Source organism: Bacillus sp. MZGC1 (assembly GCF_002998605.1).
In the GTDB taxonomy this organism is placed as follows: domain Bacteria; phylum Bacillota; class Bacilli; order Bacillales; family Bacillaceae; genus Bacillus.
On the sequence record NZ_PVRE01000002.1, the window covers coordinates 603,165 to 616,028 of the forward strand.

General features: G+C 42.9%; 15 protein-coding genes. All 15 read left to right on the forward strand.

Translation table 11 applies throughout. The annotated features are described in order from the left end of the window. Positions 1-19 precede the first annotated feature (19 nt). Positions 20-376, forward strand: a complete 357-nt coding sequence (locus C6Y06_RS08275; RefSeq protein WP_106033186.1) for a PTS glucitol/sorbitol transporter subunit IIA — start codon at positions 20-22, stop codon at positions 374-376. Positions 377-503: 127 nt separating this feature from the next. Next, positions 504-1,283, forward strand: a complete 780-nt coding sequence (locus C6Y06_RS08280; RefSeq protein WP_106036777.1) for an ABC transporter ATP-binding protein — start codon at positions 504-506, stop codon at positions 1,281-1,283. Positions 1,284-1,362: 79 nt separating this feature from the next. Further along, on the forward strand, positions 1,363-1,599 hold the full coding sequence (locus C6Y06_RS08285) for a YlmC/YmxH family sporulation protein (protein WP_008344958.1): 237 nt from the start codon (positions 1,363-1,365) through the stop codon (positions 1,597-1,599). A 237-nt stretch (positions 1,600-1,836) separates the two neighbouring features. Continuing rightward, positions 1,837-2,676 (forward strand): peptidoglycan editing factor PgeF, encoded by an 840-nt coding sequence (gene pgeF / locus C6Y06_RS08290; RefSeq protein WP_080869533.1) that lies wholly within the window; start codon positions 1,837-1,839, stop codon positions 2,674-2,676. Between the two features lie 6 nt (positions 2,677-2,682). Further along, positions 2,683-3,372, forward strand: a complete 690-nt coding sequence (locus C6Y06_RS08295; protein ID WP_066031761.1) for a YggS family pyridoxal phosphate-dependent enzyme — start codon at positions 2,683-2,685, stop codon at positions 3,370-3,372. Between the two features lies 1 nt (position 3,373). Next, positions 3,374-3,832: a cell division protein SepF gene (locus C6Y06_RS08300; RefSeq protein ID WP_034662521.1), complete on the forward strand. Its 459-nt coding sequence runs from the start codon at positions 3,374-3,376 to the stop codon at positions 3,830-3,832. Positions 3,833-3,838: 6 nt separating this feature from the next. Further along, positions 3,839-4,120, forward strand: a complete 282-nt coding sequence (locus tag C6Y06_RS08305; RefSeq protein ID WP_060596198.1) for a YggT family protein — start codon at positions 3,839-3,841, stop codon at positions 4,118-4,120. 53 nt (positions 4,121-4,173) lie between these two features. Continuing rightward, a complete protein-coding gene (locus tag C6Y06_RS08310; protein WP_034662515.1) occupies positions 4,174-4,950 on the forward strand; it encodes a YlmH family RNA-binding protein in 777 nt (258 codons plus the stop codon). Positions 4,951-4,976: 26 nt separating this feature from the next. Next, a complete protein-coding gene (locus C6Y06_RS08315) occupies positions 4,977-5,471 on the forward strand; it encodes a DivIVA domain-containing protein (protein ID WP_003211323.1) in 495 nt (164 codons plus the stop codon). 355 nt (positions 5,472-5,826) lie between these two features. Further along, the gene (gene ileS / locus C6Y06_RS08320; protein ID WP_060596200.1) at positions 5,827-8,592 is read left to right on the forward strand and encodes an isoleucine--tRNA ligase; all 2,766 of its coding nucleotides are present in this window, start codon (positions 5,827-5,829) and stop codon (positions 8,590-8,592) included. A 160-nt stretch (positions 8,593-8,752) separates the two neighbouring features. Then, the gene (locus tag C6Y06_RS08325) at positions 8,753-9,127 is read left to right on the forward strand and encodes a TraR/DksA family transcriptional regulator (RefSeq protein WP_066030940.1); all 375 of its coding nucleotides are present in this window, start codon (positions 8,753-8,755) and stop codon (positions 9,125-9,127) included. Between the two features lie 94 nt (positions 9,128-9,221). Beyond that, positions 9,222-9,689, forward strand: coding sequence for a signal peptidase II (gene lspA, locus C6Y06_RS08330; RefSeq protein WP_012009890.1), 468 nt, complete (start codon positions 9,222-9,224; stop codon positions 9,687-9,689). Then, a complete protein-coding gene (locus C6Y06_RS08335) occupies positions 9,686-10,600 on the forward strand; it encodes an RluA family pseudouridine synthase (RefSeq protein WP_066030939.1) in 915 nt (304 codons plus the stop codon). Before lspA ends, C6Y06_RS08335 begins: the two co-directional genes overlap by 4 nt. A gap of 170 nt (positions 10,601-10,770) precedes the next feature. Next, on the forward strand, positions 10,771-11,313 hold the full coding sequence (gene pyrR, locus C6Y06_RS08340) for a bifunctional pyr operon transcriptional regulator/uracil phosphoribosyltransferase PyrR (RefSeq protein WP_024424234.1): 543 nt from the start codon (positions 10,771-10,773) through the stop codon (positions 11,311-11,313). Between the two features lie 155 nt (positions 11,314-11,468). Next, positions 11,469-12,797 (forward strand): solute carrier family 23 protein, encoded by a 1,329-nt coding sequence (locus C6Y06_RS08345; RefSeq protein ID WP_060596204.1) that lies wholly within the window; start codon positions 11,469-11,471, stop codon positions 12,795-12,797. Positions 12,798-12,864 lie beyond the last annotated feature (67 nt).

The window sequence follows — 12,864 nt, forward strand, 5'->3', positions numbered from 1 at the left end:
AAAGGAGGAATCGAGATACATGGTAACACAATCTGTCGTAAAAGAAATTGGGATCTTAGTCCCGCAATTTAAAGAAGATAAGCTGATTGTTTTATTTGGACCCGCAGCGCCGCAGGAATTAAGAGATATGTCCGTCATTCATGAGTTCGAACATTTAGAAGAAGAGCCGCTGAAGCTGGGCGGTACCATTCAAGTGGGCGATCAAACGTACACGATCACAGCCCTCGGCAATAAAGCAAATGACAACTTTAAAGAGCTCGGCCATATTTCGATCTACTTCCAAGAGCCGTTTGATGATGTATTACCGGGAGCTGTCTTTGCATTCCCGCACACGTTTCCTGATATAAAAGAAGGCGTACGAATTGAAATTTCGTAACGATAAAGAAAAGCTGTTCCGTAAAAGGAGCAGCTTTTTTTATGTGAGGTTTACCAGAAAGAGCAATTGCGATATGCTGTAAACATTCATTGTTTGTTTATTCAGAATTTTTACTCAGGGGGAAATGATGGTGTCACTTGAATTGAAGGATGTTTCTTTAAAACGAAATGGGAAATGGCTGCTGCAATCTGTTGACTGGCAGGTGAACAAAGAGGAGCACTGGGTGCTTTACGGTTTAAATGGTGCGGGAAAAACCGCTTTATTAAATATGCTCTGCTCATATTACTTCCCCACGTCAGGTGAGATGACCGTGCTGGGACATGTCTTTGGCAAGGAGGCGCTTGGCGAAAAGCTCAGGAAGAAAATTGGCCTCATTTCTGCGGGACTTGAAAAGAAACTGCACAGAGACGACAATGCATTTGAAATAGTTCTCAGCGGAGCATTTGCATCTATCGGGCTTTATGAAACCCCGACAGATGAGATAAGAGAGAAAGCCATTGATCTATTAAAAGCATTTGGTTCATTCAAATATGCGAACCGGACATATGAAACACTCTCACAAGGAGAAAAGCAAAAAGTCCTGATTGCGAGGGCTTTAATGAATGATCCCAAGCTTCTGATTTTAGATGAGCCTGTGACGGGTCTTGATTTTTTAGCAAGAGAACAGGTGCTGGAGACCATCTCATTCATTGCTTCAAAGCCTGATGCGCCTACTTTACTTTATACGACCCATCATGCAGAAGAGATTTTGCCTGTTTTTCAGCACACCTTATTATTAAAAGATGGGACTGTTTTTGATCAAGGAGAAACAAAAGAGATGATGACAAGCGATTTGCTTTCTTCCTTCTTTGAATGTCCGGTAGATGTGATGTGGAGAAATGGCCGTCCTCACTTAAGTAAATTGTAGATGAAAGAAACTATTGGTCTGTATCCCTGCTTTTCCATCATACATATTATAGTAGAAAACGAAAGGCGGGGAAGGACAGATGATCAGTATTTCTGAATTCCAAATCAAGGATGTCGTCGATGTGTCGAGCGGAAAAAAACTAGGCACCATTGGGGACATTGATATTAATGTCACGAGCGGTAAAATACAAGCGATCATTATCGGCGGCACAGGTAAAATGATGGGATTTTTCGGAAAAGAAGAGGAAATGATTGTGCCGTGGCGAAATATAGTAAAAATTGGCGAAGATGTGATACTTGTCCGATTGTCTTCTTAAAATTCGTATAACTCCTCAATGAATTATTCAATGATCCTTAAAATAAGCTCTCCATTCTTAGCAAACAATGTCTTTTTCGGGTAAAAAGATTACGTTTTCATATCAATTTGAAAAAAAACCTGTAGAAAGGGCACATTTGAGTGTAATATTTAATGAATCCCACTAACTGTCTACGCATGTCTTGTGGTAAAATAGGAGCGAAATAAAGAGAGATGAATGAAAGGTGGGAGGGCAGCTTTGACACACAAATATGACCCCTTTCAGCAGAAATCACCTTATGCAATGACCATTCATGATTGGACGAACATGACATGTTCTGGTAAAGAGGTATTGGCCGGATTTACGACAAAAAATGGCGGCTTCAGCCTTTCTCCATATCAATCATTGAACACTGGACTCCATGTAGGAGATGATGCTTCTAGTGTCCAAATGAATCGTCAAGTCATAGCAGATGCTACTGCTGTGCCGCTCTCTGATTGGGTGTTTGCAGACCAAACACACGATGACCGCATCAAGAAAGTCACCAAGGAGCAAAGAGGAAGAGGAAGTCTTCATTATCATGAGGCACTGCCTGGAACAGACGGCTTATATACGTCTGAACCGAACATGATGCTCGCTCTTTGTTTCGCCGATTGTGTTCCGCTTTATTTTCTAGCTCCGCAAAATGGACTCATCGGAACAGCCCATGCCGGATGGAAAGGAACCGTCAAGCAAATTGGTGCAAAGATGGTAGATCTATGGGTCAACCAAGAAGGTGCCAAGACCGATCAAATACAAGTCGTCATTGGACCATCCATTGGCAGCTGCTGCTACATAGTCGATGACGTGGTCATGGATCAAGTGAAACAGCTTCCCTTTTCAACAGAGGATGTGTATTCCGAGATTTCACAAGGACAATATAAATTAGACTTAAAAACATTAAACAAAAACGTATTGCTTCATGCAGGGATGAAAGAAGAAAACATACATGTCAGTTCGATGTGCACAAGCTGCAGTGATCAGCTTTTCTTCTCACACCGCCGTGATCAAGGGAAAACAGGACGTATGATGTCTTTTGTCGGGTTTAAGGAGGCATAAGTGCAATTGAATGTACGAGAGAATCTCAGACAAATAAATGAACAAATAAACGAAGCATGTAAAAGAGCTGGCCGGAACCCAGCGGATGTATCGGTCGTCGCTGTCACAAAGTATGTCTCGATTGAGCGAGCACAAGAAGCCAAGGAAGCAGGAATTTTGCACTTTGGAGAAAATCGTGACCAAGGGTTACTTGAAAAACAAGCGGCCATAACCGATGAAAGCATTAGCTGGCACTTCATCGGCAGTTTACAAACACGAAAAGTAAAATCTGTCATTCAAACAATTGACTACTTACATTCGCTCGACAGGATGTCTCTTGCGAATGAAATTGAAAAAAGAGCGGATCACACGGTTCGCTGTTTTGTACAGGTAAACACATCGCTGGAGGAGTCAAAACACGGCTTACAAAGTGAAGACGTGATTCCATTTGTGAAGCAGCTCGCTGATTTCAAAAAGATTGAAATTGCTGGACTGATGACGATGGCTCCATTTACAGATGATCACACTGTGATACGAAACTGCTTTCAAACATTAAAAAATCTTCAAGAAGAAGTAAAACATCTTAACCAAGTAAATGCACCTTGTCAGCATTTATCGATGGGCATGTCAAATGATTTTGAAATCGCAATTGAAGAAGGTGCGACATTCGTTCGGATTGGCTCTTCACTTGTTGGAAATGAAACAGGAGGTGCGTGACATGAGCATAAAAAATAAGTTTAAAAGCTTTTTCACTCTCGACGATGAAGAGTATGAGTACGAATATATTGATGAAGAAAGAGAACCAGTCCAAGAAGAAAAAGGAACGAAGGACAAAGCGGCATTTCAAGAGCGTCCGCAGACTGGAAAACAAAATGTCGTCAGCTTGCAAAGCTTGCAGAAATCCTCTAAAGTGGTGTTAAGTGAGCCGCGTGTTTATGCAGAAGCGCAAGAGATTGCAGACCATATTAAAAACAGACGTGCAGTCGTCGTGAATTTGCAGCGCATTCAGCACGATCAAGCAAAGCGAATCATTGACTTCTTAAGCGGAACTGTTTATGCAATCGGTGGAGACATCCAGCGCATTGGCTCGAATATATTCCTCTGCACACCTGATAATGTGGATGTATCTGGCACAATATCAGAACTTTTGACAGAGGAAGAACCTCAGAGGTGGTAAATCATAGTGATTCTAAATTTCATTTTTAATATTTTAGGAACGGTATTAACGATTTACTCATTCGCGATTATTATTTACATCTTTATGTCATGGGTGCCATCTGCAAGAGAAACATCGATTGGGCGTTTTCTGACAAATATTTGCGAACCGTATTTAGAACCATTTCGTAAAATTATTCCGCCAATTGGCATGATTGACATCTCGCCAATTGTGGCATTGCTTGTGATTCGTTTTGCATCATCATATGGACTAACTGGTCTTTACAATATGATTGTACGCTTCATGTAGACAGGCTGCCGGGCTTGGCGCTGCCAGGCTCTTTTACATAAGAGGGGAACAAAATGAGCGATATTTATCAACATTTTAGAAAAGACGAACAGCCATTTGTCGACCAAGTGTTAGGCTGGAAAAAAATCGCACTCGACCAGTATCGAATGAAATTAACAGACTTTCTTGATCCGCGTGAGCAGTTTATTACCGAGTCCGTCATCCAGCATGCTGATGAGCTTGGGATCATGTTTTTTGGCGGGTATGAAGGAGCGGAGCGCAAAAGAGCTCTCATTTATCCTGAATATTTAGAACCGGCTACTCAGGATGTTGAGCTGTCTTATTTTCAGGTGAACTATGCGAAAAAGTTTATTTCGTTAGAACACCCGAAGCTTCTCGGTTCACTGATTGGGACAGGCTTGAAGCGTCAAAAATTCGGAGATCTGTTATTTTCAGAGGAAGATGTGCAGTTTATTTGTACAAGTGATGTCGCCGATTTTGTGCGGGCGCAGCTGACACATGTCGGCAGAGCCTCCGTTTCATTAGAGGAAATCACGCAGGCAGATTTAAAGCCGGTTATGAGCAAGACTGACATCAAAGAAGATACCATTTCTTCACTGCGGCTTGATGCGGTATGTGCTGCAATCAGCCGTCAGTCTCGGCAAAAGGCACAGCTTTTGGTCAAAAATGGGCTTGTCAAAGTTAATTGGAAAGTCACTGAGGACCCTTCCTTTACAATCGGCGAAGGCGATCAGCTCTCTGTACGGGGATTTGGCCGATTTAGCTTGAAAACGATTGATGGGAAGACCAAAAAAGATAAATTTAAAGTAACATTTGAGCTTCTGACATAACGAACTTGAATCTGGAGGTGGCGAGGTTGCCATTAACACCTAATGATATTCATAATAAAACGTTCACAAAAAGCTTTCGCGGCTATGACGAAGATGAAGTAAACGAGTTTTTAAGCCAAGTACGTAAAGATTACGAAATCGTGCTTCGCAAAAAGAACGAACTTGAAGAAAAAGTAAACGAACTTGACGAAAGACTTGGTCATTTTGCGACAATTGAAGAGACATTAAACAAATCAATACTTGTGGCGCAGGAAGCAGCAGAAGACGTCAAACGTCATTCTGATAAAGAAGCGAAATTGATTATTCGTGAAGCAGAGAAAAATGCAGATCGTATTATCAACGAAGCGCTATCAAAATCAAGAAAGATTGCGATGGAAATCGAAGAGCTGAAGAAACAGTCGAAGGTCTTTAGAACTCGTTTCCAAATGCTCATCGAAGCTCAGCTTGATCTTCTAAAAAATGACGATTGGGATCATTTACTGGAATATGAAGTTGACGCTGTCTTTGACGAAAAAGAATAAGCGCGTCATCTTGACATGACGTGCACATGTTGCATATAATACCATCATAAATTAACAAGAGATAAACGTTTGAAAGGGACACTCGCAGTTGTCATATGCGTAATAAAGCGAATCAGGGATGGTGGAAGCCTGACATTACGAGACGCTGCAATGAGATCACCCCTTTAGTTCCTTTTCTGAAATGAATGAGTAAGAAAAGGCGTCTGATCACGTTACGATTTTAGAGTGGATAAGCGGCTGTTTCATAGCGCTGTCTAAAAGGGTGGTACCGCGAGACAAGCCTTCTCGTCCCTTATGGGATGAGAGGGCTTTTTTTATTGTTTTTTAATCAGAATTTGCATATGGAGGAATGGGTATGAACTACAAAGACACCTTATTAATGCCGAAAACAGAATTCCCAATGAGAGGGAACTTGCCGAACAAAGAGCCTGAAATCCAAGAGGAGTGGGCAGAAAAAGACATCTATCAAATGGTTTTAGAGCGGACAAAAGGACGCCCGACCTTTATTTTGCATGATGGACCTCCATATGCGAATGGTGACATTCATATGGGGCACGCACTCAATAAAATCCTAAAAGATTTTATTGTCCGTTTTAAATCAATGAATGGGTTCCACGCACCGTACGTACCGGGCTGGGATACACACGGCTTGCCAATTGAAACAGCACTCACTAAAAATAAAAAAGTCAAACGTAAAGAAATGTCGACAGCTGAATTCCGTAAATTATGTGAAGAGTATGCTTGGAAGCAAATCGAGGGTCAGCGCAATCAATTTAAGCGATTAGGCGTAAGAGCAGACTGGGACAATCCATATGTCACGTTAAAGCCTGAGTACGAAGCGCAGCAAATTCTTGTCTTTGGAGAAATGGCGAAGAGAGGCTATATTTACAAAGGGCTAAAGCCTGTTAACTGGTCTCCTTCAAGTGAGTCAGCACTTGCTGAAGCGGAAATTGAATATAAAGACAAACGTTCACCATCCATTTACGTTTCATTTAAAGTGAAAGATGGCAAAGGCGTACTTGAAAACGGCGAACAATTCATCATCTGGACAACAACCCCTTGGACACTTCCTGCAAACCTTGGGATTTGTGTTCATCCAAACCTAGAGTACAGCGTTCTTCAAGTGGGTGCTGAGCGATATGTTGTCGCATCTGAGTTAGTTGAACAAGTGGCAAAAACACTTGGCTTTGAAGAGTATGAAGTCGTGAAAACATTAAAAGGAAAAGAATTAGATACCATCGTTGCAGAGCATCCGATCTATGGTAGAGACTCTCTTGTGATGCTTGGCGACCACGTGACAACGGATGCAGGAACAGGCTGTGTTCATACAGCACCAGGTCACGGGGAAGATGACTTTATTGTCAGTATGAAATACGGTCTTGATGTGCTATGTCCAGTAGACGAAAAAGGTGTGATGACAGAAGAAGCGCCTGGTTTTGAAGGATTATTCTACGAGGATGCCAATAAAGCGATCACAGAACAGCTTGAAGCAAAAGGCGCACTGAAAAAGCTCGACTTTATCACGCACTCTTACCCGCATGACTGGAGAACGAAAAAACCAACCATTTATCGTGCGACAGCTCAGTGGTTTGCATCGATTAAAGACTTCAGAGAAGCACTATTAGACAATATTAAAGAAACGAAATGGGTTCCAGCATGGGGCGAAACACGCCTATTCAACATGGTGCGAGACAGAGGCGACTGGTGCATTTCAAGACAGCGTGTATGGGGCGTTCCAATTCCGGTCTTTTATGCGGAAAATGGCGAGCCGATCATCACAGATGAAACGATTCAGCATGTCTCTCAATTATTTAGAGAACATGGCTCTAATATTTGGTTTGAAAAAGAAGCGAAAGAACTATTGCCAGAAGGCTTTACACATCCAGGAAGCCCGAACGGTGAATTCACAAAAGAGCAGGACATCATGGATGTATGGTTTGATTCAGGTTCTTCTCACCAGGCCGTTTTAGAAGAAAGAGATGACCTTGTCCGTCCGGCAGACCTTTACCTAGAAGGCTCTGACCAATATCGCGGCTGGTTTAACTCTTCCTTATCAACAGCAGTTGCTGTTACTGGAAAAGCACCGTATAAAGGTGTTCTAAGCCACGGCTTTACGCTTGATAAAGAAGGACGCAAGATGAGTAAATCATTAGGCAATACGATTGACCCAACAAAGGTAGCGAAGCAGCTTGGGGCGGAGATTCTTAGACTTTGGGTATCTTCTGTCAACTATCAAGCCGATCACCCAGTGTCTGATGATATCTTGAAACAAGTAGCAGAGGTCTATCGTAAAATCCGTAACACGTTCCGATTCCTGCATGGAAACCTATTTGACTTTAACCCAGCAGTCAATGCGGTGCCGGTAGAAGAGCTTCGCGAAGTGGATCAATATATCTTGATCAAATTAAACAAATTGATTGATAAAGTGAAAAAGGCCTATGATGATTACGAATTTGCGGTCGTATATCATGCGATTCACAATTTCTGTACGATTGAGCTAAGCTCTTTCTATCTCGATTTTGCAAAGGATGTCGTGTACATTGAGCATGCAGATCATCCAGACCGCCGCAGCATGCAAACGGTCTTCTACGAAACATTAATGGCATTAGTGAAGCTGACTGCACCAATTCTTCCGCATACAGCAGATGAATTATGGAGCCACTTAAGCTTTGTTGAAGAGCCAAGTGTTCAGTTAACAGATATGCCAGAAGGTGTGACTGTTCCTCAAGCGGAAGCGACAGAAGTGAAGTTTGACCGCTTTATGGAAGTGCGTGACGATGTGCTAAAAGCGCTCGAAATTGCGCGTAATGAGAAAGTCATCGGACGTTCACTTGAAGCAAATGTGACTCTTTATGCGACAGAAGAAGTGAAAAATCTTCTTGCATCCATTAAAGAAGATGTGAAGCAGCTCTTTATCATCTCTGAATTAACGGTAGAAGATGAGCAAAATGCTGACGCATCAGCACCTGGATACACATCAGGACGGATTCTGGTTCAAAAAGCAGAAGGAGAACTGTGCGAACGTTCCCGCATTATTTCAAAAGATGTTGGTGCAAATCCGAAATACCCAACATTGTCACTGAAAAATGCTGAAATCGTGGAAAAATATTACCAGAATTAACAGTGTGATATGACCAACTAGCGCCCCGCCATATGCGGGGCGTTTTCTTTTTTGCGAAAATGACAGCGTTTAGAACGAAAGGAAAAATCTTATGGCTTTAAAGTGAGCAGCCGGGGCAACAATATGATTATCACGACAGGGCAGGAGTTGAAATAGCGACATGAATGGCGATCTAGAGACGATTTACACGGAACTCCTTCAAATGAAAGAAGAGCTGCAATCTAAACTGTTTGAATACGCATCATTTCGTTCACCCGCTGAGCATGTCAAAATGAACGAGGTCCAAACGACCACGCTTCTTTATCACATCAAAGAAGAGCTGCAAGATGTGTCTCTTGCTATTGCAAAAATTGAGCAGGGAACCTATGGTATATGTGAGGCGACAGGTGAGGTCATTCCGCTTGAACAAATGAGTATTCTTCCTACCGCCCGCACGGCTGACGACTTTCTATATCATAAGCAATACGAGAAAAAAGCCTTCACTCCTTATCCTCACGAATCAGATGATTCTCATTTTGAAGCCTTCCACATGTAGGGAGGTTTTTGTCTGTCAACTAAAGTTTCTTTACTCCTTCCTGTTTTCTTGATAAAATGCTTAAAGATCAAAGTATGAAGATGGAGGAACGTGTGTGTTCTATTACATAATCGCATTCGTGATGATTTGTTTAGATCAATTAACAAAATGGCTCATTGTCAAAAATATGATGCTCGGAGATTCTTATCCAGTGATTGATGGCTTCTTTTATATCACGTCTCACCGAAATTCAGGAGCCGCATGGGGAATTCTCCAAGGACAAATGTGGTTTTTCTATGTGATCACACTCGTTGTTATTGCGGGAATTGTTTATTATTTGCAAAAGCATGGGCAAAAGGACAAGCTGCTTGGAGTAGCGCTGGCCTTAATGCTTGGCGGAGCGATTGGAAACTTTATCGACCGCGTTTTCCGTCAGGAAGTGGTAGATTTTGCTCATTTCGTCTTTGGGAATTATCACTACCCAATTTTTAATATTGCAGATTCTTCTCTATGTGTAGGGGTTATTCTGCTCTTCATTCAAATGCTTTTAGATGGAAAGAAAACGAAGGAGTCAACTACATGAATCAAGTAAATATTGCCGTTTCAGAAGATCAAACGAGTGAACGGCTTGATAAATTTCTAAGCACGACAGAACCAGAATGGTCAAGAACCCAAGTCCAGCAGTGGGTAAAGGATGGGCTGATCGAAGTAAACGGGAAACAAGTGAAAGCCAATTACAAAGTACAAGCTGGAGATGAGATTAAAGTCGAGATTCCAGACCCAGAAGTACTAGATGTAGAAGCAGAACCAATGGATCTTGATATTTATTATGAGGATGCAGATGTGCTAGTGGTGAATAAACCACGAGGAATGGTTGTTCATCCAGCGCCAGGTCACGTCTCTGGAACACTTGTAAATGGACTGATGGCACATTGCACGGACTTATCAGGCATTAATGGTGTGATGCGTCCTGGAATTGTCCACCGAATTGATAAAGACACGTCTGGACTGTTAATGGTCGCGAAAAACGATATGGCGCATGAATCACTCGTCAATCAGCTCGTGGCTAAGACCGTCACAAGGAAATATACGGCCGTTGTACATGGAATTATCCAGCATGATACAGGCACAATTGATGCCCCAATTGGCAGAGACAAAAAAGACCGCCAAAGCATGACGGTTACAAAAGAAAGTGCAAAACAAGCAGTCACTCACTTTGATGTGATTGAACGCTTTCAGGACTTCACGGTTGTGGAGTGCCGTCTTGAAACAGGAAGAACACACCAAATTCGTGTTCATATGAAATATATCGGCTATCCGCTTGCAGGAGATCCGAAATATGGACCGAGAAAGACAGTCGATTTTAATGGACAGCTGCTTCATGCAGGTGTTCTAGGATTTGATCATCCTAGAACAGGAGAATATATCGAGTTCACAGCACCGATTCCTGCTGATATGCAAGCTTTTATCGATTCATTAAGAAATAACGATTGACAGGCAGTTCTTTTTTTGAAATAATAAACGAAGAAATGAAGATTCTTTAAAACAGTCCAGAGAGGCTGAGAAGGATAACGGATCAATTTGTGCACGTGTATGCACAAATGAACGCCCCTCTCTGCCCTTTGCAGAAGGGGCTTTTTATTTGTCAAAAAGAGGTGTAAAAGATGGAACAAAAAGCAGTCATTCTTGATGAACAAGCGATCAGACGAGCGCTTACCCGAATTGCACATGAAATGATTGAGCGCAATAAAGGGATGAAAGATGTCATCCTTGCGGGGATCAAGACAAGAGGCATTCATCTTGCAAAGCGCCTTGCAGAGCGCATCGAGCAAATTGAAGGAAATCCAGTCACAGTGGGTGAACTTGATATTACGCTATACCGTGATGACCTGACAAAAAAGACAGACAACCAAGACCCGCTTGTAAAGGGTGCAGACATCCCAGCTGACATTAATGACAAAACACTGATCGTCGTTGACGATGTCCTGTTTACAGGCAGAACCGTCAGAGCGGCCATGGATGCCCTTGTGGATGTAGGAAGACCATCTTCCATTCAGCTTGCTGTTCTCGTCGACCGGGGACACCGGGAGCTTCCGATTCGAGCGGATTATATCGGGAAGAACATTCCGACATCAAAAGCAGAGACCGTCATGGTTCAGCTGAATGAAGTAGATCAAAACGACCTTGTCGCTATATATGAAAAATAACCTTTTTAAATGCATTCCAGAGAGTTTGCAAAGAGGGCAATAACAGAGACACCGAGCACACGGCTTAAGTGACGTGTACGGTTTTTCTAGGCCTCTTTGCGCATACTCGCAAAGAGGCTTTTTTAATGAAAAAGGACACATCTAGGAGGAAAATCATGAGTCAGCAAAAAGCCAATTTAGGCATTCGAGATATCCCAAAACCGTTCACATGGCTGTCACTTAGCCTTCAGCATTTGTTTGCCATGTTTGGTGCGACCATTCTTGTACCAAAAATCATTGATATGAGTCCGGCCGTCGCGCTCATCTCAAGTGGTGTTGGAACCATTGTTTACTTAATCATTACAAGAGGACAAATTCCGGCATATCTTGGATCGTCCTTTGCCTTTATCGCCCCCATACTGAATGTCAAAGCAACAGGCGGCCCTGGAGCCGCAATGGTTGGTGCCTTCATGGCGGGTGTCGCTTATGCACTCATTGCACTATTTATTAAATGGCTCGGCACAGGCTGGCTGATGAAACTTCTGCCGCCGGTCGTCGTAGGGCCAGTCATTATGGTCATCGGACTCGGACTCGCTGGAACAGCTGTCAACATGGCGATGTATGTTGATCCGAATGCAACCGAGCTTGTTTACAGCCTTAAGCACCTAATGGTCGCCGGCTTCACACTGGCTGTCACGATTATCAGCATGATCTTCCTAAGAGGATTCCTAAGCTTGATCCCAGTATTAATCGGAATTATTAGCGGCTATCTCTTTGCTTTAACACAAGGCATTGTGAACTTCCAGCCGGTCATTGACGCGAAATGGTTTGCTGTACCAGACTTCGTCGTACCATTTGTCGACTACACACCTGCTGTGACTTTAAGCATTCTCACAGTGATGGTGCCGGTTGCCTTTGTGACAATGTCTGAGCACATCGGCCATCAAGTGGTGTTAAGTAAAGTTGTAGGGCAAGATTTTATTAAAAAACCTGGTCTTCACCGCTCCATTTTAGGAGACAGTGCAGCGACGATCTTCGCTTCACTCATTGGCGGACCGCCAACAACAACGTATGGAGAGAACATCGGGGTCCTTGCCATCACAAGAGTGTTCAGTATCTTCGTCATCGGCGGAGCAGCAGTCTTTGCGATCTGCTTCGGCTTTGTCGGAAAAATTTCAGCATTAATCAGTACAGTGCCGTCCGCGGTCATGGGAGGCGTTTCGTTCCTGCTCTTTGGGATCATTGCCTCAAGCGGTCTGAGAATCCTGATTGATCATAAAGTGAATTTTGAAGAAAAGCGTAATCTCATTATCGCATCAGTCATCTTAGTCATTGGAATTGGCGGGGCATTCATTGAGGTGAAACAAATCAACCTCACACTATCTGGAATGGCACTTGCTGCCATCACGGGTGTCCTGTTAAACCTGATCCTGCCGCAGCAAAAAGCGGAGGATGACGAGTCAAATGAATCGAATACAGAAAACCTTTTAAAAGAAGTCCAGTGAGGCTGACAAGGGTTCTAAAATGAGCAGAATGCACGAAAGTGCCGCTGCTTCTTTTGGAGAACCCTAA